Genomic DNA, 23,865 nt, shown 5'->3' with positions numbered 1-23,865 from the left:
GCCCCAGGCCGCCCCGCCGCGGGCCGCGCCGCCACCGCCCGCGGCGCCCGAACCGCTGGATCTCGAGTTCGCCGACACGGTGCAGGGCCCGCTGCCGGGCGATGACGACGATGCCACCGTCGTCGTGCCGCTGCGCAAGTCCGCGCCCAAGCCTCCGCCGCCGCCCCCGCCGCGGGCTGCAAAGCCGCCGGCCCAGGCCGTGGCGTCGCAGCCGCCCGCGTGGCGGATGCCAGCCATGATCGGCGGCGGCGTCGGCGCCGTGCTGCTGCTCGGCCTCTTCGTCATGCAGCTGCGCGGCGGCCCGGCCAAGCCCGAGCTCACGCCGGCTGAACCGGCCGCGTCCGTGGCGGCACCGGCGCCGGCACCCGCGCCTGCGCCCGTGCAGCAGCCCCAGCCCGAACCCCAGGCCGCGGTGGCCAGTGCGCCGCCTCCTCAGCCTGTGCCGGCATCGGCGCCGGCACCCGCGCCGGTGGTGGCAGCGCCTGTCAAGCCCGCGCCGGCCTCGGCCGCGACCGGTGTGAACACCCGTCCGGCGTCAACGCCCGCCTCGGCGCCGACGCGCCGTGACGCGACGTCCAGGCCCATGACGACCGAGAAGGCAGGCGACTTCCGCCCGGTGGTGCCGCGCAGCCCGGTGTTCGCGGCGCCCGAGCCGGCGGCGCCCAGCCCGGCCGTCCCGTCGAGCAAGGCGGCGCCGCCGCCCGCGTCCACGCCCGCTCCGTCCAGCGAGCCCCGCACCGCCAACGAGGCCTGCGGCGGCCGGGTGCTGTTCGCGCGTGCCTGGTGCATCGACCGGCAGTGTGAAAAGCCGATCTATCACAACGACCCGGAATGCGTCAGGCTGCGTGACATCCGCGGCAATCGCGGCAACAGCGGCGTGCCCTGATCGGGCGCCGCTGATCAGAACAGCGCCATCGACAACTTGCGGCGGTAACTGTCGATGAGCGGGTCGCTGTGCACGACGGCCGCCTTGCCGGCCAGTTCCAGCGTGCCGCTCTTGGCCTCGGCGGCCGGCTTGGGTGCCGGCTTGGCCAGCAGCTCCAGGATGGCCACATAGGTCTTGCGCGCGGCTTCGCCGTTCCAGGCCTTGTCGCGCATGATGATTTCCAGCAGCTCGTCCATGGCTTCGGTGAAGCGCTGGCCGGCGAGGTGGACTTGGGCCAGCGAGAAGCGGGCGTCGAAGTCGCGCTTGTTGGTGGCTATTGATCCCTGCAGCGCGGCCGGGTCGGCACCGGCGGCGGCTTCGAAGGCGCTCAGCCAGGTGGCCAGCGCGGCGAGGCGCGGGGAAGGCGTCAGCGTGTCGGCGGCCTTGGCGGCCACCGGGGCGAAGGCCGCCTGTGCGTCGCCCAGCAGGCCGAGCTCCAGCAGAGCCTTCACGTAGTCGAAACGGGCAGTGTCATTGCCCGGGTCGGTCTGCACGGCGTGGGCCAGCTTGGCCAGGGCCGCCTCCAGGTCACCTTCGGCCATCAATCCTTCCGCTTCGGCCAGGTCGGCCTCGGCCTCGAGCTCCTCGCCGGCCGGCACATGCTTGTCCAGGAATTCGCGGATCTGGGCCTCGGGCAGGGCGCCGACGAAGCCGTCCACCGGCTGGCCGCCGGCGAACATCACGCAGAAGGGGATGGAGCGCACGCCGAACATCTGGCTGAGCTGGGTGGCGATCTCGGGCACCTCGTCACTGTTCAGCTTGGCCAGCGTGAAGCGGCCGGCATAGGCGGTTTCCAGCTTCTCCAGGATGGGGCCGAGGGTGCGGCAGGGGCCGCACCAGGGCGCCCAGATGTCCAGCAGCACGGGCTGGGTCTGGGAGGCATTGATGAGTTCGGCTTCGAAGTTCTGGAGGGTGATGTCGATCATGGCGGGAGGGAGGTGGAGCCTCGGCTTCTACAATTCAAGGCTTTCCTGAGCCCCGGAGCGCGATTTGCCTATCTCAGCCCCCACGAACCCGGATGCCGTCATCGGCATCGTCATGGGCTCCAGCAGTGACTGGGAAACGATGAAGCTGGCAGCCGAGATTCTGACCGAGTTCGGTGTCGGCTTTGAGGCGAAGGTGGTCTCCGCCCACCGCATGCCCGACGAGATGTTCGCCTATGCCGAGGCCGCATCCGGCCGGGGGCTCAAGGCCATCATCGCCGGCGCCGGCGGTGCCGCCCATCTGCCGGGCATGCTGGCCGCCAAGACGACAGTGCCGGTGCTGGGCGTGCCGGTCGCCAGCCGCCATCTGCAGGGCGTCGATTCCCTGCACTCCATCGTGCAGATGCCCAAGGGCATCCCGGTCGCGACCTTTGCCATCGGCAATGCCGGCGCGGCCAATGCGGCGCTGTTCGCGGTGGCGATGCTGGCGACCGGCAACGCCGCGCTGCTGGACAAGCTGAATGCCTTTCGCACCAAACAGACAGCAGTCGCCTGCGCGATGAGCGAGGAACTGCGCTGATGACTGCTTTGCTCCCCGGTGCCGCGACGCTTGGCGTCCTCGGCGGCGGCCAGCTCGGCCGCATGTTCGTGCACGCGGCCCAGGCCCTGGGCTACCGCTGCATCGTGCTGGACCCGGACGCCATCAGCCCCGCCGGTGCCGTGGCCGACAAGCACATCAAGGCCGACTACCTGGACTCCTTCGGCCTGGCCCAACTGGCGCGCGACTGCGACGCCATCACGACCGAGTTCGAGAACGTGCCGGCCCTGGCGCTGGACACGCTGGCCGGCATGCGCATCGTGGCGCCCGCCGCGGCGGCCGTCGCCGTCTGCCAGGACCGCGCCATCGAGAAGGCGCATTTCGAGGCGGCCGGCGTGCCCTGTGCGCCGCATGCCGTCATCAGCAATGAGATCGAGCTGGCGGCCGTCGACCCCGCCCTGCTGCCCGGCATCCTGAAGACCAGCCGCATGGGCTATGACGGCAAGGGCCAGGTACGCGTCGCGACCGCGGCCGAGCTGGCCCAGGCCTGGGAAGGGCTCAAGCGCGTGCCCTGCGTGCTGGAGCAGTTGCTGCCGCTGAAGCTCGAGCTGAGCGTGCTGGTGGCGCGCGGCGCGGACGGCCAGATCGTCAACTTCCCCGTGCAGCAGAACCTGCACCGCGGCGGCATCCTGGCCGTCACCGAGGTGCCGGCGCCCGACGTGCCGGCCGAGGTGGACAAGCTCGCCGTCGCCGCGGCCCGCCAGGTGGCCGCCGCGCTGGACTACGTCGGCGTGCTGTGCGTTGAGTTCTTCTGGCTGCAGGATGGCCGCCTGGTCGTCAACGAGATGGCGCCGCGGCCGCACAACTCCGGCCACTGGACGATGAACGGTGCCGACGTGTCGCAGTTCGAGCTGCAGGTGAGGGCGCTGGCCGGCCTGCCGCTGCCCGAGCCGCGTCAGCATTCGGCCAGCGTCATGCTCAACCTGCTGGGCGACCTGTGGTTCAACGAGGATGGCGGCCCGACGCCGCCGGCCTGGGAGCGGGTGCTGGCCCTGCCCGGCACGCATCTGCATCTCTACGGCAAGGCCGAGGCGCGCCACGGCCGCAAGATGGGCCATCTGAACATCACGGCCGACTCGCCCGCGGCGGCGCACGACGTGGCCCTGCAGGCCGCCGCCATGCTGGGTCTGCCGACCGACTTCTGATGCTGGTCCTTCCCGGTCACGACCCCGAAGCCGTGCAGGCCGCCGCGCGCCGCCTGGCCGACGGCGAGCTGCTGGGCCTGCCGACCGAGACGGTCTATGGCCTGGCCGCGCGAGCCGACCGCGACGCGGCCGTGGCCAAGATCTTTGCCGCCAAGGGCCGGCCGAGCGACCACCCGCTGATCGTCCATGTGCTGGACGTCGCCGGTGCCGAGCCCTTTGCCGACCACCTGCCCGCCTCGGCGCGCCGGCTGATGGAGGCCTTCTGGCCCGGTCCGCTGACCGTCATCGTGCCGCGCAAGGCCGGCATGGCCGAGGCCGCGGCCGGGGGCCATGCCACGGTGGCACTGCGCTCGCCGGCCCACCCGGTCGCCCGCGCCGTGCTGGCGGCGGCGCGCGAACTGGGCGTCGAGGGCGTGGCCGCACCCAGCGCCAACCGTTTCGGCCGGGTCAGCCCGACGCTGGCCAGACATGTCGCCGAGGAATTCGGCCCCGGCCTGATGGTGCTCGATGGTGGCGCCTGCGAGGTCGGCATCGAGTCCAGCATCGTCGACTGCAGCCGCGCCACGCCGACCCTGCTGCGCCCCGGCCTGCTCAGCCGCCCTCGCATCGAGGCGGCCCTGGGCCAGACGCTGGCCGAACCGGACGCCACCGCGCCCAAGGCCTCGGGCACGCTGGCAGCCCACTACGCGCCGAGCGCCCATGTGCGCCTGCTGGATGCCGAGGCCCTGGCTTTACGTTTGGCCACAGCGGCCGCCAGCGGGGGCCTGGAAGGGGTGGCGGTATATTCACGCGCCCAGTTGCCAGCCTGGCGTTGGCAGGCCCTGCCGGCCGACCCGGCGGCAGCGGCCCACGAACTGTTTGCGGTGCTGCGGGCCCTGGATGCGGCCGGCGCCCGCGAGATCTGGGTCGAAGCGCCACCGCGCGACCCCGCCTGGGATGGCGTGCGGGACCGGCTCAGCCGGGCCGCTGCCGCCTTCACTGATTGAGTTTTTGTCCCTGAGTTGATCGTCATGCAACGTGTTGTGTCCCAGAAATTGAAGCGCGGCCTGGCCTTGGCCACGATTGCGGCGGCCGCGCTGATCGCCGGCTGCGGCGGCGGCAGCACGCAGCAGATCGACCCCTTTGCGCCCACCCGCGTCATCGCCTTCGGCGACGAGATGGGCACCATCCTGCAAAGCGGCAAGAAGTACACGATCAACGGCCTGAACGCCGACACCAAGCTGGTGGACTGCAAGCAGAGCCCGATCTGGAGCCAGATCCTGGCCGCCGGCTTCAGCTTCGTCTACCCGCAGTGCAACACCGACTTCGTCGCGCTGCCCCAGGGCATCATGTACGCGGCGGCGGGCCAGAAAGTGGCCGACGTGCGCGACAAGATCGACCAGCACCTGTCCAACGACCGCTTCGGGCCCAAGGACATCGTGGCCATCATGGTCGGCGTCAACGACATCGTCGAGCTCTACCGCCAGTTCCCGCAGCAGAGCCGTGACTCGCTGATCAACGAGGCCAAGGCCCGTGGCAAGCTGTTGGCCGACCAGGTCAACCGCATCGCCAACGCGAACGGCCGTGTGGTGGTGAGCACCATCTTCGACGTCGGCGTCACGCCCTTCGGCCAGAAGGAAAGGCAGCAGCAGACCGACATCGACCGCGCCATCTTCCTGAATGACCTGAGCGCGGCCTTCAACACGACCATGCGCCTGAACCTGCTGAACGACGGTCGCCTGGTTGGCCTGGTGCTGCTTGACGAGTACGTCCAGCAGCGCGTCCGCTTCCCCAGCATCGCCGGTTTCGTCAACGTGACGGATGCGGCCTGCCGCACCGACGTCGCGGCGCAGGACTGCACGATCGATACGCTGGTGACCGACGCCAATGCGACGCAGTGGATGTGGGCCGGCGACACGCTGCTGGGCCCGAAGGCGCAGGCCGACCTGGGCTCCAGTTTCCTGGGCCGCGCGAAAAACAACCCGTTCTGAAGCCCGCCGCGCGCGGCGGCCGCCTCAGGCCGTCGTGGTGCGCAGCTCGCGGCGCAGGATCTTGCCGACGTTGCTCTTGGGCAGCTCGTCGCGGAACTCGATGAACTTGGGCCGCTTGTAGGCCGTCATCTGCGCCGTGCAATAGCTGGCCAGGTCTTCCTCGGCCAGGGCTGGGTCGCTCTTGACGACGAAGAGCTTGACGGCCTCGCCGGACTTGGCGTCCGGCACGCCGATGGCGGCGCACTCCAGCACGCCGGGGTGCATGTTGACGACCTGCTCGATCTCGGTCGGGTACACATTGAAGCCGCTGACCAGGATCATGTCCTTCTTGCGGTCGACGATGCGCACATAGCCGCGCGTATCCATGATGCCGATGTCGCCGGTCTTGAAGAAGCCGTCGGCGCACATGACGTTGGCGGTCTCGTCGGGGCGCTTCCAGTAGCCGGCCATGACCTGCGGGCCGCGGATGCAGATCTCGCCGCGCTCGCCGATGGGCAGATCGTTGCCGTCGTCGTCGCGGATGGCGATCTCGGTGGACGGCACCGGCAGGCCGATGCTGCCGTTGAAGGCGCGCTGGTCCAGCGGGTTGATGGTGGCGGCCGGCGAGGTCTCGGACAGGCCATAGCCTTCGACGACCGGGCAGCCCGTGACCTTGAGCCATTTCTCGGCCGTGGCCTGCTGCACGGCCATGCCGCCGCCGTTGGAGATGACGAGCTCGGAGAAGTCCAGGCGCGAGAAGCTCGGGTCGGCGGCCAGCGCATTGAACAGCGTGTTGACGGCCGGGAAGATGTGGATCTTGTGGCCGCGCAGCGTGTCGATGAAGCCGGGGATGTCGCGCGGGTTGGGCACGAGGATGTTGAGGTGACCCATGCGCGCGCCGAGCATGAAGCAGGCCGTCAACGCGAAGATGTGATACAGCGGCAGCGCACAGACATTGGTGAACTGCATGTTCTGGTCGGGCAGCTTGGCCAGCATGGGCTGGAACCAGGCCTCGACCTGCAGGATGTTGGCGACGATGTTGCGATGCAGCAGGGTGGCGCCCTTGGACACGCCGGTCGTGCCGCCGGTGTACTGCAGGAAGGCGACGTCGTCGGGGCCGAGCTCGGCCTTCTTCAGCGACAGGCGCTCGCCGTGGCGCAGCGCCTCGTTGAAGCGCACGACGGTGCGGCCGTCGCCTTGGGCCAAGCGGAACTCCGGCACCATCTTCTTCAGGTGGCGCACCGCGAAGTTGATCAGCGGGCCCTTCCACCAGTTCAACAGGTCGCCCATGGAGGCGAGCACGACATGCTTCACGTCGGTCGCGTTGATGACCTCGGACAGCGTGTGCGCGAAGTTCTCCAGCACGACGATGGCGCGCGCGCCCGAGTCCTTGAGCTGGTGCTCCAGCTCGCGTGGCGTGTACAGCGGGTTCACGTTCACGACGACGAAGCCCGCGCGCAGGATGGCCGCGATGGCCACGCCGTACTGCAGCAGGTTGGGCATCATGATGGCGACGCGGTCGCCCTGCTTCAGCCCCTGGGCCTGCAGCCAGGCGCCGAGCTGCGTGGACAGCTGGTCGACCTCGCTGAAGCGCATGCGCTGGCCCATGCAGATGGCGGCGTCGCGCTGGGCGTGCTTGCGGAAGGCCTCGTTGAGCAGGTCCACCAGCGAGCCGTAGACGCGGGTGTCGATCTGCGCCGGCACGCCGGCCGGATAGCTGGCCAGCCAGGGCTTGGCGCGGGATGTCACTTCGGTGACTTCGGCAAGTACGGCGGTCATCGGCGGGCCCTTCTGGCGTGCGCTGGGTGAAGCCGATGATGTTGGGACGGCCGGTTACATCAAGCTAGGGGAGTTGCCCTAACGCAGAGGCATCGGCACGAAACAAAGCGCGTGCGAGTGTGTCCTCGCGGTGTCGCACAGTGGACAGGAACTCGCCCGCGCCACGCATCGCGCGGAAGGTGTCGAAGCCGCTTTCGAGAAAACTCTGCAGCGCGCCCAGGCCGGCCATCTGCGCCGGGCCGCGCATCAGCTTCAGCGTCTGGCGCAGCAGGGGCTTGCGCGTGAGCTTGTCCAGCGCCTCGCCGACCGCCATCGTCAGCTCGATCTGCTGCTGGCGCGAGGCCGGCTCGCCGCAGGCCCGCCAGGCGATGCCGTAGTCATGGGCCGTGATCTCTGGCGACAGCAGATGCTCGGCCATGCGTGTGTCCAGGCGCTCGGACAGGGCATGCAGGCGCGCCAGCCTGGCGACGGTGTCGACGACCTCCTCGGGAAAGAGGCGGGTCAGCGTCGGGATGACGCGGGCGAACTGGGCGTCGCGCTGGCGGTAGTCGTCGGGGCCGTAGAGCTCGTGCAGGAAGAAGCGCGTGGCGGCTTCGTAGCGCGGGTTGGCCAGCAGGTCGGCGTAGCTGGCGGCGAAGCGGCGCTGCTGGTAGGTCTTCAGGGCCTGGACGCGGGCTTCGAGCTCGGGGTCGGTGGCACGGCGGGCGCGTTCGGCGTCGACGGCGCGCAGCTCCTTCAGCAGGGATTCGGCACTGAGATGGTCCATGGGTCGGCGGAATTCTGCCTTCCTACACTCGGGCGATGAATGGACGACTGCAAAGGATCTGGGTGCTGCTGAGGCTGGCCGTGGCGCTGGCGGTCGGCTGGCGCTTTGGCTGGGCCTGGGGCGTGCTGACGCTGGGCCTGCATGCGGCCATCCTGGCCGGTGGCTTCCTGCAGCTGCGCTGGGTCAACCGGCCGGCCCCAACCTGGAGCCAGCTGCTGCGGGCCTGGGCCAGGGAAGTGATCGCCAGCGAGCTGGCCTTCTCCTGGCGCCAGCCCTGGCGGGAATGGGCCGAGCCCGACCACCTGCCGGCGGGCGCCGGGCGCGGCGTGCTGCTGGTGCACGGCTTCTCCTGCAACCGCGGGCGCTGGAACGGCTGGATGGAGCGGCTGCGCGAGCAGGGCGTGGCCTTTGTCGCGCCGTCGCTGGAGCCGGCCTTCGGCAGCATCGACGCCTATGCCGATGAGATCGAGGCCGGCGTGCAGCGGCTCAAGGCGCACACCGGGCGCATGCCCATCCTCTGCGCCCACAGCATGGGCGGCCTGGCGCTGCGAGCCTGGTGGCGCCAGTACGGCGCGGGCCATGAGGCGCCGCACGTCATCACCTTGGGCTCGCCCCACCAGGGCACGCGCATGGCGGCGCTGGGTCTGGGCATCAACACCCGGCAGATGCGCCTGGGCAATGCCTGGCTGGCGGCCCTGCCCGGGCTGCCCGACGTCGACTGCTTCTGGACGCCCTGCGACCAGATCGTCAACCCGGCGGAGCGGGCCATCCTGGCCGGCGCGCGGGCGCACCGGCTGGACGGCGTGGGCCATATGGGCCTCGTGCACTCGGACGAGGCCTGGAACCTTGTCCAGGAGGCGTTGCTGGCCTAGGCATTCCAGGCTTTCGGGCCGAGCGCTGGGCGAGGGGCTATCTCAGACGGCCTTGGCTTCGGTGTCGGTCAGCACGCCGCGGCGGATCTGATCGAGCTCGATGCTCTCGAACAGGGCCTTGAAGTTGCCCTCGCCGAAGCCTTCGTTGCCCTTGCGCTGGATCAGCTCGAAGAAGATCGGGCCGATCACTTCCTTGGTGAAGATCTGCAGCAGCAGCTCGTTGTCCACGCCCAGGTGGGTGGCGCCGTCGATGAGGATGCGCAGGCGGCGCAGTTCGTCGACGTTCTCGCCATGGCCCGGCAGGCGCTTGTCGATGAGGTCGAAATAGGTCTCGATGGTGTCCTGGAAGGCCACGCCCGTGCCCTTCATGCCTTCGACCGACTTGTAGATGTCGGTCGTGCCGAGCGCCACGTGCTGGATGCCCTCGCCGTGGTACAGGTCCAGGTATTCGGCGATCTGGCTCTTGTCGTCCGAGCTCTCGTTGATCGGGATGCGGATCTTGCCGCAGGGGCTGGTCATGGCCTTGCTCTTCAGGCCGGTCAACTTGCCCTCGATGTCGAAGTAGCGCACCTCGCGGAAGTTGAAGAAGCGCTCGTAGAACTCCGACCACTCCTTCATGCGGCCGCGGAAGACGTTGTGCGTCAGGTGGTCGATCTCGGTCAGGCCGTGGCCGGCCGGATTCGGGTCGACCGGTTGGCCCTGGGCGTCCAGCAGCGGCACGAAGTCCACGTCATAGATCGAGATGTTGCCGATGGCGCCGGCCTTGGCGCCGTGCTTGCCCTGCCAGCGGTCGACGAAATAGATCAGCGAGTCGCCGATGCCCTTGATGGCCGGGATGTTCAGCTCCATCGGGCCGGCCTTGTTGTCGAAGCCCCAGGCGCCCAACTCGAGGGCGCGGTTGTAGGCGTGGGCGGCGTTGTCGACGCGGAAGGCGATGGCGCAGATCGACGGGCCGTGCAGGCGGGCGAAGCGCTGCGCGAAGGAGTCGGTCTCGGCGTTGATGATGAAGTTGACGCCGCCCTGGCGATACAGCGTCACGCTCTTGTGGCGGTGCTTGGCAACGGCCTTGAAGCCCATGGTCTCGAACAACGCGCCCAGGCCGGCCGGGTCCGGCGCGGCGAACTCGATGAACTCGAAACCGTCGGTGCCCATGGGGTTGTCCCAGGGAGTGAACTTGGCCATGCGTTGCCCCGTCGAGAGTGCGTTGAAGGTGGAAATTCTGCGGCGCGATGCGCGCAGATTTCATGCAATTTGAGGCGCCATAAGTTGTTATGGCGCAGTAAAGCTGCAAAAATAATACAATGGACGCACCCATCGAGCTCGACGCCATCGACCGCCGCATCCTGCGCGCGCTGCAGGCCGACGGCCGCCTTATCTATGACGCGCTGGCCGCCGAAGCCGGCCTGTCGTCCTCCGCGGTGCTGCGCCGCGTGCGCCGGCTGGAGGAGGCGGGTGTCATCGCCTCCTATGTCGCCCTGGTGGCGCCGGAGCGCATCGGCCTGGGCCTGACGGCCTATATCAATGTCAGGCTGGAGAAGCAGACCGACAACCCGCTGCGCAACCCGCGCGATCTCTTCCGCGCCGCCGTGCAGACCTGGCCCGAGGTCGTCGAATGCGCAGCGCTGACGGGCGAGATGGACTATCTGCTGCGCGTGCTGGTGCAGGACATGCAGCACTACGCCCGCTTCATCAGCGACACGCTGCTGATGCACCCCAGCGTGCAGGACTGCAAGACCAGCTTCGTGCTGGAAAGGCTGAAGAACACGACTGCTGTGCCGGTGTGAGCCGTTGAATTGAACCGCTGAAGGGCCGGCCGGTATTCACCGGCCATGGCCAGCCTGCAATCCCCCTCGTCGCCCGACGCCGGCGCCATGCTGGGCTGGCTGCCCCGATTGCGCCGCTACGCGCGGGTGCTGCGCCGCAATCGCGAGGATGCCGATGACCTCGTGCAGGACACGCTGGAGCGCGCCTGGTCGCGTGCCGGCCTCTGGCAGGGCGTGGGCGACATGCGCACCTGGCTGTTCAGCATCATGCACAACCTGCATGTCGACGCGCTGCGACGCGGCCGCCTGGACGTCGTCGAGCTGGACGACGGTCACGTCCCCGAGGTTTCCGTCGCGGCGACGCAGGCCGAACGCCTGGCCCTGCGCGACCTGTACAAGGCGCTGGCCGCCCTGCCGGACGAGCAGCGCGAGGTGCTGTTGCTCGTCGCACTGGAAGGCATGGCCTACGCCGAGATCGCCCAGGCGCTGCACATCCCCATCGGCACCGTGATGTCGCGGCTGTCGCGTGGCCGCGAGAGGCTGCGCGGGCTGGTGTCGGGCGACCGGACTTCTAGGGGGGCGGGGAATAGAGCCTCGTTCTGAGCGTCCACGCAAGGCGGGCCACGCGGGCCCTTCAACGAATCTTTCTGGAGTCAGCATGCGCATTCCCGTTACGACCCTCCTGGCTGCGGCCCTGCTCGGCCTGCCCCTGGCCAGCCATGCGCTGGACGGCATCACCGACCGGCAGGGCGACTTTCTCGCCACATTCGCGGGCAGCAGCAGCAGCCATGACCTGGACGTGCTGTCCGCCAGCGTCTTCTACAACCCGGGTACCGACGTCTTCACGCTGACGGCGACGCTGGACGGGGCGCCCGGCAGCACGGCGGCGGGCTTCTATGTGTGGGGCGTCAACCGCGGCGCGGGCACGGCCGGTTTTGCGAGCCTGGGCATCAACGGCGTGCGCTTCGACCGCGTCGTCATCCTGCGCCCCAACGGCACGGGCTCGGTGGGCGGCGCCGGCAACCTGCCTGCGGGCTCGGTCACCATCAGCGGCAATGTCATCACCGGCACGGTCAGCGGCAGCCTGCTGCCGAGCACGGGCTTCAACAAGCTGGACTACACCTTCAACCTGTGGCCGCGCGACGGCGCCTTCGCCGGCAATGCCGCCATCTCGGACTTCGCGCCCAACAACGCCAACTTCACGGCCACGCCGGTGCCGGAGCCGACGAGCACTGCGTTGCTCCTGGGTGGTTTGGGGTTGGTCGCTTTCCTGAGCCGTCGTCGGCGTCAGTCGAATTCGTGAAGCAGCTTTAGCGCGTGGGCTTCGCTGAGGTTGAGCAACTCGGCGATGTCGTGCAGGTCGTCCGGCACACCGGCGTCATCCCAGCCTCGCGCCGTGTGCCGCGCCAGGCGCACGGCCAGGTGCACGCAGCGGATCTGCGGGTCGCGGCCGTCCTTTTCGCTGGTGATGCGCGTCAGCAGCTCCGGCAGGCGCCAGCGCCGCATCAAGGCCTGCTCGAGATCGGCCAGTTCGAGGCCCAGCACCTGGCGTTGCGCGGCCGTGCTGCGCAGATGCCGGTCAGCTTCCTGCAGCGCGGCAATCTTCAGCGCCAGCTCGGGCGCATGCACCCACAGCAGCATTTCGRCAAAGTCGTGCAGCAGCGCAGCGCTGTGGATGACGGCGGCGTCGGGATCGGCGCGGTGGGCGGCAAAGCCCAGCGCGAAACGTGAGGCGCGCTCGGCGCGCTGCATCACGCGTGACAGGCCGAGCAGGGCCTCGTCGTTGTCGGCGAGAACCATCTCCAGCGTCGGCTGCGGGCCGAAGTCGCGGAAAAAGGGGGTGATGCCCATCAGCACGATGGCGGCGGTCACCGTCTCGGGGGCCGCCTGCAGGCCGAAGCTGTGGCTGCGCTTGAGCTCGCTGGCATGCGCCAGTACCTTGAGCGTCATCAGCGGGTCGGCGGCGATCATCTCGCCCAGGCCGTGAGCATCGACGTCGTCCTCGGTCGCGCGCATGTGCTCCAGCGACTCGGCCGTCTCGGCCAGCACGGGGATCTCCGCCCGCGCAAAAGCGTCCACCCAGGCATCCAGGCTGGGCAATGGGGCGGTCAGGCGCAGACGTTCGGCCATGTTGTCCCGATGCTAGGCCCGGGCGGGGCCGCCTGCTCGTCAGAAGCGGCCCCGTTTTGCCAACCATTTCAGCTTTGACGGCACCACTATTTCGGGGCGAGCGCAGGGCCGCTCCCAAGCCGGCCCGGCTGGCGATGTGCTTGCCGGTCAATACGGCAAGCATCGGCGTCCCCTCGGGGGACCGTTCGCACTTGCCGGCGTTCAGCCGGAGCAAGAGCGAACGAGGGGCGCCTTTCCTACAGCCTGCGCACGCCTTCCAGCTGGGCAGTCAGCTTGCCGTCGACGTAGAGCGCCCCTTCGGGCGCGCCGGCTTCGGCATAGAACTCCAGGTGGTTGCGGGCGCGCCGGCGGCGGTAGGCCGGCGAGAACACCAGCCGGATCGCGCGGGCGGCGCGCTTGACGCGGGTCCAGCGGCGGGCCCAGGCGGCGTGGGTTTCGGCGGCGTCGGGGCCGCTCAACTCGATCAATCTCATGAGGGTCTCCTTGGCACCAAGCCGGCCCTCATGAGATGGATGAGGGAGCTGACGGTGCGCTGTTGTCAGGGGCTGTCGTCGGGGAATCTGTCGCGCAGCAGGCGTCGCAATTCGAGGCGGGCCTGCTGGCGCTGGGCATGGGCGTCGTGGGCGCTGCGGTGGGCGCCGGCCTGGCGTTTCATGGCCGGTGCCACCAGCGGATTGCGCGGTTTGAGCGCCTTGATCTGCAGGGGACGGGGAGAGGTGAACTGGGGCATGGCGTGCTCCGGTTGGGGCCGCGCGTGGGCGGCGGGCAATGCAGCGGCTCGGCCCGGGGTGGCGCCAGCGTTTGCGTGAAAGGTTTGGGATGCCCGGGGCTTGGCGCTCGAGGCAAGCGGGCCGGGCGGTCAGGGGGCTTGGGTGTGCGACCTCGCTGTGGCGGGAGAACTGCAACACGCCACAACTTGCGCAAATGATAAACAAACGTTGCTCTTGCGCAAGCGGTTTTTATCCAACACCCCTAACGTGAGTAGTCCCCACCGTCCAATGACGGATGCGTCCGAGGATCAGCGCTTTTTGGGCTTGAGCGGGGCGATGCCGGCCTGCAGCCTGCGCCATTCGTCCAGCTCGGCCTGCGGGCTGGGCGCGGCGGGTTTGGCCACCGGCGCGGGTGCCGGCGTGGCGGTGGGCGTGAGCACTTCGCCGAGCAGGTCCAGCAGCCGCGTGCGGGCACGCTGCGGGTGGCGGCGGTAGTAGGTCAGCACCAGGCCGATGATGAAGCGCTCGTCGTCATCCTTCGGCAGGCTGGGCGAGTCCGCCTCTGCAGACGCGACAGGTGCAGGCATGGCGAGCGACGCCACAGGGGCCGATGCCCCGTGTTCCAGATCCATCCAGCCCGGCGGCTTGTGGCAGAGCTGCTCGAACTGGCGCGCCAGGCGTTCGCCGATCTGGCGCGAGCGGCCCTTGATCTGGCTCCAGTAGCTGGGCTGGATCTGCAGCCGTTCGGCAAAGCGCCGCTCCAGGCCACGCAAGGTGGCCGCATCGGCATGTTTGACGGTGGCGCTGACGAACTCTTCGAACAGCCGCATCGCGTTGTCCAATCGGATCTGCGCGACGTCGCGGGGGGCGCTGGGCATGGACCGCAATGATAAATGGATCTTCACCTTCACTTCTGCGCCACCCGAGCCGTAGGACGGCTCCGACCGGGCGGGGCTGGCGACTCCTACTGCGGGCACGCCCGGTGGCGCCCATAGTGAGGTTTTAGGCCGTCAAAGGAGATTGGCATGCACCCCGCAGACAGCACCCTCATCGCGCTGGAAAAGAAGTTCTGGCAGTCCATGGTGGACGAAGACACCGACACCGCCCTGGGAATGCTGGCCGAGCCGTCCATGATGGTCAGCTCGCATGGCGCCATGCAGTTCGACCACGACCAGTACCGCGAGATGGCCGAGAAGGGCAGCATGGTCATCAAGTCGTTCAAGCTCAGCGACATGCAGGTCATGTACCCCAACGACGACACCGCCGTGCTGACCTACCACGCCAAACAGACGCTGGCGCCGCGCGGCAAGTCGCAGGAGATCGAGCAGGAGATGGCCGACTCGTCCGTCTGGCTGCGCAAGGACGGCGAATGGCTGTGCGTGATGCACACCGAGACCGCGGTCGACGCCAAGGCCAAGCCGGCGGCCAAGAAGCCGGCCGCCAAGGCCAAGCACTGACGCCGCTCAGTCGCTCTCGTCGTGCGCCTTGTAGGCGCCGACCAGGGCAGTCTGGGTGTTGGGCGGCACCGCCTCGTAGTGCGACAGCAGCAGCGTGTAGCGCCCTTCGCCCGCAGTGATCGCGTTCAGCCGCGTCTGGTAGCTGGCGAGTTCCGCCAGCGGCGCCAGGCCCTGCACGATGAGGCTGCCCGGCACGGCGGCGCGCGTGCCGTTGACCTGGCCGCGGCGTGAGGCCAGGTCGCCGGTGATGTCGCCGATGCCGTGCTCGGGCGCGGTGATCTCGACTTGCACGATGGGCTCCAGGATCAATGGCCGGGCCTCGCGCACGGCCTCGATCAGCGCACGGCGGCCGGCCGTGACGAAGGCGATTTCCTTGCTGTCCACCGAGTGGTGCTTGCCGTCGTAGACGACGACGCGCAGGTCCACCAGGGGGTAGCCGGCAATGACGCCGCTGGCCAGGGCCGAGCGCACGCCCTTCTCGACGGCCGGCATGAACTGGCCCGGGATGGTGCCGCCCTTGACCGCGTCGACGAACTCGAAGCCCGCGCCGCGCTCCAGCGGTTCGACGCGCAGATAGACCTCGCCGAACTGGCCCGCGCCGCCGCTCTGCTTCTTGTGGCGGTAATGGCCTTCGGCCGGGGCCGAGATGGTCTCGCGGTAGGCGATGCGCGGCGGCTCGGTGAGCACATCGCCCTTGTAGAGCTCGCGCAGGCGCTCCAGCAGCAGGCGCAGATGCAGTTCGCCCAGGCCGTAGACCAGGGTCTGGTGGGTTTCGCCGGCCTGCTCGATGCGCAGGCAGGGGTCTTCGTCCACCAGGCGGGCCAGCACCTCCCAGAGCTTCTGCTCATCGCCGCGCCGCGCGGGGCTGATGGCCAGGCCATGCACCGGCGTCGGGAAGTCCAGCGGCTTCAGATGGATGTGTTCGTCCTCCTGGGCGTCGTGCAGCACGGCGTCAAAGGCCAGGTCGTCCACCTTGGCGACGGCGCAGAGGTCACCCGGCAGGGCCTCGTCGATGTCGACATGCTTGGCGCCCTGCAGCATGAAGAGGTGCCCGACGCGGATGGGCTTGCGCGCATGGCCGACAAAGAGCAGGCCGCCCTTGGCGACGCGGCCCTGGTGCACGCGCATGACGCCCATCTTGCCGAGATAGGGGTCGGCGACGATCTTGAAGATATGGGCCAGCACATGGCCGGCCGGGTCGGGCCGGGCCGGGTAGGGCACGGGCTCGGTGCCCTTGCCTTCCAGGAAGGGCGGCGGGTTGCCCTCGGCCGGGTTGGGCATCAGGGCCTCGATGGCCGACAGCAGTTCGCCAATGCCGGCGCCGGTCTTGGCCGAGCAGAAGCAGACCGGGATCAGGTGGCCCTCGCGCAAGGCCTGCTCCAGCGGCGCGTGCAGTTCGCGCGGGTCGACGTCGCCATCGGTCAGGTAGCGGTCGACAAAGGCCGCATCGACCTCGACGACCTGCTCGACGAGGGCCCGGTGCGCTTCGGCGACGGACGAAAAATCGGCGTCCCCGGACGCCGCGAAGAAACAGTCGGCGACGCGCTTGGCGCCGCCGGCGGGCAAGTTCAGTGGCAAGCATTCCTTGCCGAACACCTCGCGGATCTGGGCCAGCAACCCGGGCAGGTCGGTGTCGGGGCAGTCGATCTTGTTGACGACGATGAGGCGCGTCAGCCCGCGCTCGCCAGCGGCGCCCAGCAGGCGCTGAGCCATCAGCTCGATGCCGTTCTGCGCGTTGATGACGATGATGGCCGTGTCCGCCGCCTCCAGCGCCGGCAGGGCCTGGCCGACGAAGTCAGGCGCACCGGGCGTGTCGATGGCGTGCACGCGGATGCCGCCGTGGGTGAAGTGGGCGAGGCTGGACTGCAGGGAATGGCCGAGGCGCCGCTCCAGCGGGTCGTGGTCGCTCACCGTGCTGCCGCGCTCGATGCTGCCGGCCTGTGGGATGGCGCCGGCATGGGCCAGCAGCGCGTCCAGCAGCAAGGTCTTGCCGGCGGACGCGGGCCCCACCAGCGCGACCGTTCGGATAGCGCTCACTCGTGAATCCAGGCTTGAAGCACTCATAGCACCTCCTCGGTGTGGGGCCTGCGAACCCCTCTGGGATCGGTGCGAGAGGATCTGCGCGGGTGCAGGGCTAGGCGCGCGGCGCCGTCTGGGCTTATGCCCAGGCCAGGCGCGCAACAACACCATGCGCCCGCGCAGATCCTCTCCCGAAGGGTTGTCACTCAAAAGTCCGCGCGCGGCGTTGCTCGGCCTCGCCGGGGCCTACCCCGGCTTCACCTCACGCCTTGCTCGCGGACTTTTGAGTGGCAACGCATCCGACCCCAGAGGGGTTCACAGGCCCCGCCAGAGTAGAAGAAGCCGGCCAACCCGGCAAGGGCAGAATCGTTTGCATGCAAGCCCGACTCGCCACACTCGCCCTCGCCCTGCTCGCCGCCTCCGCCCAGGCCCAGACCCTGCCGGCCGACGATCTCCAGGCCATGCTGGCCGAGGTCAGCCCGGCGCGCATCGAGGCGCGCATCCGCAAGCTGGTGAGCTTCGGCACGCGCCACACCCTGTCCGACATCGCCTCCGACAGCCGCGGCATCGGCGCCGCGCGGCGCTGGATCACGGCCGAGCTGTCGACCTGTTCCAAACTGGCCGGCGGGCGGCTGCAGGTGGAGGAGCAGAGCTTCATCGAGCCGGCCGGCAACCGCGTCAACCAGCCCACCGAGCTGGTCAACGTCGTCGCGACGCTGCCCGGCCGCGGCGCGAGCAAGAGCCGCGTCCTCGTCGTCAGCGGCCACTACGACTCGCGCAACAGCGATGTCATGGACGCCCTCGGCGAAGCCCCGGGTGCCAACGACGACGCGTCCGGCACGGCCACGGTCATGGAGCTGGCCTGCGTGATGGCGCGGCGCCAGTTCGACGCCACCCTCGTCTTCATGACCGTGCCCGGCGAGGAGCAGGGCCTGCTCGGTGCCGCGCAATGGGCCCGCGAGGCCCGCGCCGCCGGCACCAACGTCGAGGCCATGATCACCAACGACATCGTCGGCAGCTCGCGCGGCGACGCCGGCCAGCGCGACGCGAGGCGGCTGCGCCTGTTCGCCGACGGCCTCGACCCGCTGGTGCGCCTGCTGACCGCCGCCAACGCCAACCGTCCAGCCAGCGAGACCGACGCCAAGTCCATTGCCGCCATGCAGGCCGAGCTGCTGCCGCTGCTGCAGGCCGGTGGCAACGAGGACCTGCCCACCCACCAGCTCGGCCGCCACCTCAAGGCGGCCGCCGAAGCGGCCATGCCCGGCTTCACGGTCCAACTCATCCAGCGCCGCGACCGCTATCTGCGCGGCGGCGATCACATCCCCTTCCTCGAACGCGGCTATGCGGCCGTGCGCATCAGCGAGCCCTTCGAGAACTTCGCCCACCAGCACCAGAACCCCAGGACCGAGAACGGCATCGTCTATGGCGACCTGCCCGAATTCGTCGACTTCCCCTATGTGGCCGATGTGACGCGGGCCAACCTGGCCGGCCTGGCGACGCTGGCCTGGGCGCCTGCGCCGCTCAAGGGTGTCAGGCTCGATGCCCGTGAGCTGACCAACGATTCGACGCTGGAATGGCAGGCCAGTGATGACCCCGAGGTGGCTGGCTACCGCATCGTCTGGCGCGATACCGATTCAGCCGCCTGGCAGCAGTTCAAGGACGTGGGCAAGGCCACGCGCGTGACGCTGCCGGTGTCCAAGGACAACGTCGTCTTCGGCGTGCAGGCGGTATCGAAGAAGGGCTACGCCAGCCTGGCGAGCTTTCCTTTGCCGCGGCGCTAGCCACTCAGCACCAGCGAACCGCCGGGGTAGCGCGACCCCATGAACTCGACGAAGGCCTTCACCTTCGGGCTGGCCAGGCGCCGCGAGGTGTGCAGCACCCACAACTCCACCGCAGGGCCGGCCACGGCGCCCCACAGCACGAGTTCTCCGCTGGCAAGCTGCCGCCAGACGATGGACTGCGGCACCCGCGTGACGCCGGCGCCGGCGATGGCAGCGTCCCGGATCATCAGCATCGACGACAAGCGCAGCACAGGGTCGGGCTCGACCGTGAGGCGGCCGTCGTCGAGGGCCCAGGTGGCGCCGTCGAGCAAGGCGCTGACGACCGCAGCGACCCGCACGGGCGTGGGGCTGGGCCCAGGCATGGCGATCGAGGGCGCGGCGACGACCACCAGCCTGTCCAGCGCAAAGCAACGCCCGACCAGCGCGGTGTCCGGCCGCGGGTTGGGGCGGATGGCCACGTCGAACTGCTCTTCCACCAGGTCGACCACGCGGTCGTCGGCCACCACGTCGAGGGTGACGTCGGGGTAGAGGCGCCGGAAGTCGGCCGCCAGCCGGCCCATCGCGAGTTGCGAAAACAGGATGGGCGCGGCAATGCGCAGCCGCCCAGCGACCTTGGCCGAGCCTTCGCGCGCCGAACTGAAGGCGTCGACCACCTCATGCATGGGTCCCTCCGTGCGCGCCAACAGCTGCTGCCCCGCCTCGGTGAGTTCCAGCCCCTTGGCGCTGCGCTCTATGAGCCGCACGCCCAGCTGATCCTCGAGGTCCGCCACGCGGCGTGACAGCGTCGCCTTGGAGCGCCGGCTGGCCCGGCTCGCCCGCCCAAAGCCACCGTGGGTGGCCACGAGGTTGAAGTCCACCAGCGCGTTCAGGTCCATGTGTTTTGAATTCAAGACAGTGAGTCTTGATTTTGGTGCCTGTGTTTATGGATTGCAACGGCCTATCTTTCGTTCCGTCCCTTCCGACACAACCTTCAGACCACGGAGTTTTCAAATGAGCATCCTCGTCATCGGCGCCACCGGCACCATCGGTTCCCTCGTCGTCCAAGGTCTCGCCCGCCAGGGCGCGGACGTCACCGCCCTGGTTCGCCAGACCGGCACGCTGTCCCTGCCCGCGGGCGTCAAGGGCGTCGTCGCCGACCTGGCCGACGTGGCCTCCATGCGCCAGGCGATGTCAGGCATCCGCACGCTGTTCCTACTGAACGCGCTCGCCGCCGACGAAGTGACGCAATCCCTGCAGGCGCTGAACGTCGCCCGCGAAGCGGGCATCCAGCGCATCGTCTACCTGTCGGTCATCAACGCGGACCTCTACGTCGATGTGCCGCACTTCACCGGCAAGCACACGGTGGAACGCATGATCGAAAAACTGGACCTGCCGGCGACCATCCTGCGCCCCGCCTACTTCATGCAGAACGACGTGCAGGTGCAGCCGGTCATCGAGGGCTATGGCGTGTTCCCCATGCCCATCGGTTCAAAAGGCTGCGCGATGGTGGACGCGCGCGACATCGCCGACATCGCCGTGGCCGAGCTGCTGCGCCGCGACCGCGCGCCGCAGCCGCTGCCACGCCTGCTGCTGGAAGTGGTCGGCCCCGACGTGATCAACGGCCCCGCTGCGGCGGCCGTCTGGAGCCAGGCGCTGGGCCGCGACATCCATTACGCCGGTGACGACGTGCAGGCCTTCGAGGCGCAACTGGCACAGAACGCGCCGGGCTGGATGGCCTACGACCTGCGGCTGATGATGAGCGGCATCCAGCGGCTGGGCCAGATCGGCGCGGACGGCGCGGCCGAAAAGCTGGTGCAGTTGCTGGGGCGTCCGCTGCGAACCTACCAGGCGTTCGTGGCCGAACGCGTGCAGGCGGGCTGAGCCATCAGACGAAGCCGAGCGTGCGCGCGCTGCCGAAGTTGGCCAGGTTGGGCAGCACCGCGTCCAACTGCCCGGCGCTCGCGCCCAGCCAGCCCAGCAGCGTCGCGGCGTACTGGTCGACCGAGCTGGTGGGAATCCAGCGGCCCTGCTCGTCCCAGCTGTTCATGCTGGCGTCGTCCGGCCCACCGACGGCCAGCGTCGGGTAGCTGCCATAGAAGCCGCCCCTCACGGCCCCGCCCAGCACGAGGTGGTGGTTGCCCCAGGCGTGGTCGGTGCCGCTGCTGCTGTTGGGCTTGAAAGTGCGGCCGAAGTCGCTTTGCGTGAAGGTGGTGACGGCCTCGGCCAGGCCCAGTGCCTTCAGCGCGGCCTGGAAGCAGGCGAGGGCATCGCCGAGCTGCTTGAGCAGGCCTGCGTGATGCCCCGCCGTCGCGTCGCCGGCGACCTGCTCGCCATGCGTGTCGAAGCCGCCGAGCTGGGCGAAATAGATCTGCCGGTTGCCGCCCAGCGTGGCGCGCACGTCCAGCAGCTTGGCGGCCTGGTAGAGCTGTTTACCGATGCCGGTGCTGACGTTGCCGTTGGCGATCAGGGGTGCAAAGGCGGTGTCGATGGCGATGTTGCTGCCCGCCTCGCCGGGTTTGCGCTGGACCAGAGCACCGAGCTGTTCGGACAGCGCAAAGGCGTCGATCTGCTGCTTCTGGAAAGCACCGGCGAGGTCGGTGTCGGCCGACTGCTCAGCCAGCGCCTTCATGGCGTCGAGCTTGAGCGCATTGGGTTTCCAGCTCACGTCGGCCGCTGCCAGGCCGGCGGCGCCAAAGCCGTCGCCCGGGCCGGGCAGCACCAGTGGCGCGGCGAGTTCCGACAGGCCGAAGTGGCCATTGCCGCCCACGCTGATGACGGGGCTGGCCAGGCCCAGCGCCGCCGAAGCGCGGCCACCCCAGCCAGTGCGGCTCTGGGCGTCGGTGCTGGCACTTTCCCACAGCACCTGCTGGTCGCTGTGCGAGAACAGGCTGGGCGGTGTCAGCACTGTCTTGCCGGCGTCGGCGCGGTACTGGGCCTTGGTCAGCGGTGCGTAGAGCGGGCCGACGTTGAACTGCACGGCCAGTCTGCCGGCCGCGAACAGCGGGTTCAGCGCGGCCAGCGCGGGGTGCAGGCCGAAGTCGCTGTTGCCCAGGCGGCCCAGGCTGGCCAGCGGCAGGGCCAGGCCGGCGCGCACCCTGGCGTAGTCGGCATGGCGGGTGGCGTCCATCGGCACGACGGTGTTCATGCCGTCGTTGCCGCCATACAGAAAGACGCAGACCAGGGCCTTGAAGTCGGCCGCGCACGCCACGCGCAGGGGCGCCAAGGCGCCCAGCGTGCCAAGGCCGAGGGCACCGGCGAGCAGACGGCGGCGGCTGGGGGTGGGGTGGTGGTGCATGGTGCGACCCTCAGCGGACGAGTTGGTATTGCGGCGCGGCGAAGACGAGGTAGGCCGCCGTCCTCACGCGGTTGCGCTGCCAGGTCTTGGCGTCGGTCTTGTCCGTCCACCAGGACACGGCCTCCAGCACCTTGGCGCGCGGCGCCGAGGGCAGCACCTCGCCGTGGGCGAGCAGCGACAGCCGGTCGACGAGCTTGCCAGCATCGGCCGCGTCGGCGTCGAAGGCGTCCAGCGTGACCTGCGTGCCGGTGGCCTTGGGCACCGTGGCAGAGGGCTGGGAGCCGCCCCAGTTCAGCAGATAGGTCAGGTAGTTCAGCCTTTCCAGCGACGTATTGGCGTTGTGAATGCCGAAGGCGCCGCCGCCCAGCTGGGTGCCGGGGACCGGGTAGTCGGGTGGGTAGAAGTTGAAGACCGACGGCGAGCGGAAGACATGCTGGCGCAGCGTCTCGCCCCACCACCAGCCCAGGGCGTCGCCGTCGGTCTGGCCGTTCAGCGCGCGCAGCACGCCGGCCATCATCAGCACCGGCTCGCGCAGCCGGCCGCCGCGGGCCCCAGGGGCAGCATCGCCGCGGGCTTCGGTGTCCAGCAGCACGGCGGCCACGGTGGCGGCCAGGTCGCCCGCCTTGCCCGTGCCGAAGCTGAGGCCGTCCTTGCTGAACGTGCCGCTCTGAAAGGCCGCGGCCACGCGGCCCACGTAGGCGGGCGTCGGGTTGGAGCGCACCAGGGCCTGGATGAGTTGGCGGCCGATGAAGGGCGGCATGTTGGGGTGGGCCAGCAGGCTGTCCAGCACGGCGTCCAGCGCCTGGGCGGGCGTGCTGCCGGCGGCCTTCTTGCCGCCGGCCAGCAGCGCACGCTCGGCGCTGTCGTGCAGGCCCGGCAGCGGCGCCATCTCGCCGTCGTAGAACTGGCAGTTGGCGCCCTTGGGCGAGCAGCCCCACTTGGACTTGCCGCCGGCGGGGTAGGTCCAGCCGGTCAGCGCATAGGCGTAGTTGCGGACGGTGGCGTTGTCGTAGGTGGGCTGGCAACGCCCGCCCTTGAGGCTGCCGTCGGCCTCCAGCAGGCAGGTGCCCAGCGAGAAGAGCTGCAGCAGCTCGCGCGGGAAGTTCTCGTTGGGCGCGGTCTTGTCGTTGTTGACGCCATTCAGGTAGTCGCCCATCACCGGGCTCAGCGCCACCTGGCGCAGCACGTCGCGGTAGCTGCCGAAGGCGTTCTCCAGCAGCGCGTTCTGGTAGCGGCGCAGGCCGTAGGTGCCTTCCACCTCGAAGTTGCTGACGACGACGATCTGCTGCAGCGCGAAGGCGACGCGCTGGCGCAGCTGGTCGGGCTGGTTGACGGCATTGCGGTAGAAGTCCCACAGCAGCGGCTGGCTGGAGAAGGCGTCGCGCCAGCAGTTGTCGCCCTTGTTGGCGGCCTGGTCGCAGAAGCCGGCGCCGGTCGTGTCGGTGTGGACGGCGCTCGTGCCGCCCGAGGTGTAGCGCGAGGCCTGCGGCAACTGCTGCTGGGCCTGCACCCAGGCCGCGGCGCTTTGCGTGCGCATCTGCGTGACCATGCCCTCGGTCGCGCCGAAGCTCGCCTGCGAGGCCAGGCGCACCGCGTCGCGCTGCGTCATCGGCGGCACGGCGGCGGCGGCGGGCGTGGGGTCGGCGCTGGCGGGGCTGCTGTTGCTGCCACCACCACCCCCGCCGCCGCAGCCGGCCAAGGCCAGCGTGAATGAAATGACCCACGCGCCGGCGGACATGACGCTGCTGGGGCGAGCGAAGGGAGGAGCAGGCGG

Annotated in this window: 23 protein-coding genes and 1 pseudogene; 12 read left to right on the top strand and 12 right to left on the bottom strand. The window is 69.5% G+C overall.

Going from position 1 to position 23,865, the window contains the following annotated elements; all coding sequences use genetic code 11:
- A pseudogene (locus AC1DW3_RS15975) lies at nucleotides 1–886 on the top strand (hypothetical protein); the annotation flags it as partial.
- A 14-nt stretch (nucleotides 887–900) separates the two neighbouring features.
- Here AC1DW3_RS15975 and AC1DW3_RS15970 read toward each other — a convergent pair.
- Nucleotides 901–1,851, bottom strand: a complete 951-nt coding sequence (locus AC1DW3_RS15970; protein WP_477932607.1) for a tetratricopeptide repeat protein — start codon at nucleotides 1,849–1,851, stop codon at nucleotides 901–903.
- Nucleotides 1,852–1,963: 112 nt separating this feature from the next.
- On the opposite strand from AC1DW3_RS15970, the gene purE reads away from it, so the two are divergent.
- The 4 genes from purE to AC1DW3_RS15950 are packed head-to-tail and all read left to right on the top strand — an operon-like array spanning nucleotide 1,964 to nucleotide 5,561.
- A complete protein-coding gene (gene purE, locus AC1DW3_RS15965) occupies nucleotides 1,964–2,428 on the top strand; it encodes a 5-(carboxyamino)imidazole ribonucleotide mutase (RefSeq protein ID WP_477932611.1) in 465 nt (154 codons plus the stop codon).
- Nucleotides 2,428–3,591: a 5-(carboxyamino)imidazole ribonucleotide synthase gene (locus AC1DW3_RS15960; protein WP_477932605.1), complete on the top strand. Its 1,164-nt coding sequence runs from the start codon at nucleotides 2,428–2,430 to the stop codon at nucleotides 3,589–3,591. Before purE ends, AC1DW3_RS15960 begins: the two co-directional genes overlap by 1 nt.
- Nucleotides 3,591–4,577, top strand: a complete 987-nt coding sequence (locus tag AC1DW3_RS15955; protein ID WP_477932603.1) for an L-threonylcarbamoyladenylate synthase — start codon at nucleotides 3,591–3,593, stop codon at nucleotides 4,575–4,577. The genes AC1DW3_RS15960 and AC1DW3_RS15955 overlap by 1 nt, the downstream gene beginning before the upstream one ends.
- Nucleotides 4,578–4,613: 36 nt before the next feature.
- Entirely contained in the window at nucleotides 4,614–5,561 is a 948-nt protein-coding gene (locus tag AC1DW3_RS15950; protein WP_477932601.1) for an SGNH/GDSL hydrolase family protein, read from the top strand.
- A 24-nt stretch (nucleotides 5,562–5,585) separates the two neighbouring features.
- Here AC1DW3_RS15950 and AC1DW3_RS15945 read toward each other — a convergent pair whose 3' ends face one another.
- Both AC1DW3_RS15945 and AC1DW3_RS15940 read right to left on the bottom strand, forming a co-directional pair.
- Nucleotides 5,586–7,319: a long-chain-fatty-acid--CoA ligase gene (locus tag AC1DW3_RS15945; protein WP_477932599.1), complete on the bottom strand. Its 1,734-nt coding sequence runs from the start codon at nucleotides 7,317–7,319 to the stop codon at nucleotides 5,586–5,588.
- 64 nt (nucleotides 7,320–7,383) lie between these two features.
- Nucleotides 7,384–8,085, bottom strand: coding sequence for a DUF8198 family protein (locus AC1DW3_RS15940; RefSeq protein WP_477932597.1), 702 nt, complete (start codon nucleotides 8,083–8,085; stop codon nucleotides 7,384–7,386).
- A 35-nt stretch (nucleotides 8,086–8,120) separates the two neighbouring features.
- Between AC1DW3_RS15940 and AC1DW3_RS15935 the strand changes: the two genes are divergently transcribed.
- Complete coding sequence (locus AC1DW3_RS15935; RefSeq protein ID WP_477932595.1) at nucleotides 8,121–8,957, top strand: esterase/lipase family protein; 837 nt, start codon at nucleotides 8,121–8,123, stop codon at nucleotides 8,955–8,957.
- Between the two features lie 42 nt (nucleotides 8,958–8,999).
- Here AC1DW3_RS15935 and hppD read toward each other — a convergent pair whose 3' ends face one another.
- Nucleotides 9,000–10,139, bottom strand: a complete 1,140-nt coding sequence (hppD, locus tag AC1DW3_RS15930; protein ID WP_477932593.1) for a 4-hydroxyphenylpyruvate dioxygenase — start codon at nucleotides 10,137–10,139, stop codon at nucleotides 9,000–9,002.
- A gap of 119 nt (nucleotides 10,140–10,258) precedes the next feature.
- Between hppD and AC1DW3_RS15925 the strand changes: the two genes are divergently transcribed.
- From AC1DW3_RS15925 to AC1DW3_RS15915, 3 genes are read left to right on the top strand one after another with little or no spacing between them, the layout of a single operon-like run.
- Nucleotides 10,259–10,741: an Lrp/AsnC family transcriptional regulator gene (locus AC1DW3_RS15925; protein ID WP_477932591.1), complete on the top strand. Its 483-nt coding sequence runs from the start codon at nucleotides 10,259–10,261 to the stop codon at nucleotides 10,739–10,741.
- Nucleotides 10,742–10,786: 45 nt separating this feature from the next.
- A complete protein-coding gene (locus AC1DW3_RS15920) occupies nucleotides 10,787–11,323 on the top strand; it encodes an RNA polymerase sigma factor (protein WP_477932589.1) in 537 nt (178 codons plus the stop codon).
- A gap of 55 nt (nucleotides 11,324–11,378) precedes the next feature.
- Nucleotides 11,379–12,023 carry a PEP-CTERM sorting domain-containing protein gene (locus AC1DW3_RS15915; protein WP_477932587.1) on the top strand — a complete coding sequence of 215 codons (645 nt, stop codon included), beginning with the start codon at nucleotides 11,379–11,381 and terminating at the stop codon, nucleotides 12,021–12,023.
- Here the strand turns inward: AC1DW3_RS15915 and AC1DW3_RS15910 are convergent.
- From AC1DW3_RS15910 to AC1DW3_RS15895, 4 genes are all read right to left on the bottom strand, one after another.
- The gene (locus AC1DW3_RS15910) at nucleotides 12,008–12,850 is read right to left on the bottom strand and encodes an HDOD domain-containing protein (protein ID WP_477932585.1); all 843 of its coding nucleotides are present in this window, start codon (nucleotides 12,848–12,850) and stop codon (nucleotides 12,008–12,010) included. The two genes, AC1DW3_RS15915 and AC1DW3_RS15910, sit on opposite strands and share 16 nt — an antisense overlap.
- A gap of 236 nt (nucleotides 12,851–13,086) precedes the next feature.
- Nucleotides 13,087–13,323, bottom strand: coding sequence for a hypothetical protein (locus AC1DW3_RS15905; protein WP_477932583.1), 237 nt, complete (start codon nucleotides 13,321–13,323; stop codon nucleotides 13,087–13,089).
- A 65-nt stretch (nucleotides 13,324–13,388) separates the two neighbouring features.
- Nucleotides 13,389–13,580, bottom strand: coding sequence for a hypothetical protein (locus AC1DW3_RS15900; RefSeq protein WP_477932582.1), 192 nt, complete (start codon nucleotides 13,578–13,580; stop codon nucleotides 13,389–13,391).
- A 288-nt stretch (nucleotides 13,581–13,868) separates the two neighbouring features.
- Nucleotides 13,869–14,438, bottom strand: a complete 570-nt coding sequence (locus AC1DW3_RS15895; protein WP_477932580.1) for a hypothetical protein — start codon at nucleotides 14,436–14,438, stop codon at nucleotides 13,869–13,871.
- A gap of 147 nt (nucleotides 14,439–14,585) precedes the next feature.
- On the opposite strand from AC1DW3_RS15895, the gene AC1DW3_RS15890 reads away from it, so the two are divergent.
- Entirely contained in the window at nucleotides 14,586–15,017 is a 432-nt protein-coding gene (locus AC1DW3_RS15890) for a nuclear transport factor 2 family protein (protein WP_477932578.1), read from the top strand.
- Nucleotides 15,018–15,023: 6 nt separating this feature from the next.
- Here AC1DW3_RS15890 and fusA read toward each other — a convergent pair whose 3' ends face one another.
- On the bottom strand, nucleotides 15,024–17,081 hold the full coding sequence (gene fusA, locus AC1DW3_RS15885) for an elongation factor G (RefSeq protein WP_477932576.1): 2,058 nt from the start codon (nucleotides 17,079–17,081) through the stop codon (nucleotides 15,024–15,026).
- Between the two features lie 329 nt (nucleotides 17,082–17,410).
- Here fusA and AC1DW3_RS15880 point away from each other — a divergent pair, with 329 nt between their 5' ends.
- Nucleotides 17,411–18,817, top strand: coding sequence for a M28 family metallopeptidase (locus tag AC1DW3_RS15880; protein ID WP_477932574.1), 1,407 nt, complete (start codon nucleotides 17,411–17,413; stop codon nucleotides 18,815–18,817).
- On the opposite strand, the gene AC1DW3_RS15875 is transcribed toward AC1DW3_RS15880, so the two are convergent.
- The gene (locus AC1DW3_RS15875) at nucleotides 18,814–19,692 is read right to left on the bottom strand and encodes a LysR family transcriptional regulator (protein ID WP_477932609.1); all 879 of its coding nucleotides are present in this window, start codon (nucleotides 19,690–19,692) and stop codon (nucleotides 18,814–18,816) included. The genes AC1DW3_RS15880 and AC1DW3_RS15875 overlap by 4 nt on opposite strands.
- Before the next feature lie 115 nt (nucleotides 19,693–19,807).
- Between AC1DW3_RS15875 and AC1DW3_RS15870 the strand changes: the two genes are divergently transcribed.
- The gene (locus AC1DW3_RS15870) at nucleotides 19,808–20,677 is read left to right on the top strand and encodes an SDR family oxidoreductase (protein WP_477932572.1); all 870 of its coding nucleotides are present in this window, start codon (nucleotides 19,808–19,810) and stop codon (nucleotides 20,675–20,677) included.
- Between the two features lie 4 nt (nucleotides 20,678–20,681).
- On the opposite strand, the gene AC1DW3_RS15865 is transcribed toward AC1DW3_RS15870, so the two are convergent.
- Both AC1DW3_RS15865 and AC1DW3_RS15860 read right to left on the bottom strand, forming a co-directional pair.
- Entirely contained in the window at nucleotides 20,682–22,091 is a 1,410-nt protein-coding gene (locus AC1DW3_RS15865; RefSeq protein WP_477932570.1) for a DUF1501 domain-containing protein, read from the bottom strand.
- Nucleotides 22,092–22,101: 10 nt separating this feature from the next.
- Nucleotides 22,102–23,829 carry a DUF1800 domain-containing protein gene (locus AC1DW3_RS15860; protein ID WP_477932568.1) on the bottom strand — a complete coding sequence of 576 codons (1,728 nt, stop codon included), beginning with the start codon at nucleotides 23,827–23,829 and terminating at the stop codon, nucleotides 22,102–22,104.
- Nucleotides 23,830–23,865 lie beyond the last annotated feature (36 nt).

This window comes from Roseateles sp. P2_H4, from assembly GCF_056403315.1.
The sequence above is the reverse complement of the archived record's forward strand: the minus strand, read 5'-3'. Positions and strand labels throughout refer to the sequence as shown.

Bases quoted from the DNA above. Each gene is read 5' to 3' on its own strand.
- AC1DW3_RS15970 (WP_477932607.1), bottom strand. From the start codon at position 1,851: ATGATCGACATCACCCTCCAGAACTTCGAAGCCGAACTCATCAATGCC.
- purE (WP_477932611.1), top strand. From the start codon at position 1,964: ATGGGCTCCAGCAGTGACTGGGAAACGATGAAGCTGGCAGCCGAGATT.
- AC1DW3_RS15960 (WP_477932605.1), top strand. From the start codon at position 2,428: ATGACTGCTTTGCTCCCCGGTGCCGCGACGCTTGGCGTCCTCGGCGGC.
- AC1DW3_RS15955 (WP_477932603.1), top strand. From the start codon at position 3,591: ATGCTGGTCCTTCCCGGTCACGACCCCGAAGCCGTGCAGGCCGCCGCG.
- AC1DW3_RS15945 (WP_477932599.1), bottom strand. From the start codon at position 7,319: ATGACCGCCGTACTTGCCGAAGTCACCGAAGTGACATCCCGCGCCAAG.
- AC1DW3_RS15940 (WP_477932597.1), bottom strand. From the start codon at position 8,085: ATGGACCATCTCAGTGCCGAATCCCTGCTGAAGGAGCTGCGCGCCGTC.
- AC1DW3_RS15935 (WP_477932595.1), top strand. From the start codon at position 8,121: ATGAATGGACGACTGCAAAGGATCTGGGTGCTGCTGAGGCTGGCCGTG.
- hppD (WP_477932593.1), bottom strand. From the start codon at position 10,139: ATGGCCAAGTTCACTCCCTGGGACAACCCCATGGGCACCGACGGTTTC.
- AC1DW3_RS15925 (WP_477932591.1), top strand. From the start codon at position 10,259: ATGGACGCACCCATCGAGCTCGACGCCATCGACCGCCGCATCCTGCGC.
- AC1DW3_RS15920 (WP_477932589.1), top strand. From the start codon at position 10,787: ATGGCCAGCCTGCAATCCCCCTCGTCGCCCGACGCCGGCGCCATGCTG.
- AC1DW3_RS15915 (WP_477932587.1), top strand. From the start codon at position 11,379: ATGCGCATTCCCGTTACGACCCTCCTGGCTGCGGCCCTGCTCGGCCTG.
- AC1DW3_RS15905 (WP_477932583.1), bottom strand. From the start codon at position 13,323: ATGAGATTGATCGAGTTGAGCGGCCCCGACGCCGCCGAAACCCACGCC.
- AC1DW3_RS15900 (WP_477932582.1), bottom strand. From the start codon at position 13,580: ATGCCCCAGTTCACCTCTCCCCGTCCCCTGCAGATCAAGGCGCTCAAA.
- AC1DW3_RS15895 (WP_477932580.1), bottom strand. From the start codon at position 14,438: ATGCCCAGCGCCCCCCGCGACGTCGCGCAGATCCGATTGGACAACGCG.
- AC1DW3_RS15890 (WP_477932578.1), top strand. From the start codon at position 14,586: ATGCACCCCGCAGACAGCACCCTCATCGCGCTGGAAAAGAAGTTCTGG.
- fusA (WP_477932576.1), bottom strand. From the start codon at position 17,081: ATGAGTGCTTCAAGCCTGGATTCACGAGTGAGCGCTATCCGAACGGTC.
- AC1DW3_RS15880 (WP_477932574.1), top strand. From the start codon at position 17,411: ATGCAAGCCCGACTCGCCACACTCGCCCTCGCCCTGCTCGCCGCCTCC.
- AC1DW3_RS15875 (WP_477932609.1), bottom strand. From the start codon at position 19,692: ATGGACCTGAACGCGCTGGTGGACTTCAACCTCGTGGCCACCCACGGT.
- AC1DW3_RS15870 (WP_477932572.1), top strand. From the start codon at position 19,808: ATGAGCATCCTCGTCATCGGCGCCACCGGCACCATCGGTTCCCTCGTC.
- AC1DW3_RS15865 (WP_477932570.1), bottom strand. From the start codon at position 22,091: ATGCACCACCACCCCACCCCCAGCCGCCGCCGTCTGCTCGCCGGTGCC.
- AC1DW3_RS15860 (WP_477932568.1), bottom strand. From the start codon at position 23,829: ATGTCCGCCGGCGCGTGGGTCATTTCATTCACGCTGGCCTTGGCCGGC.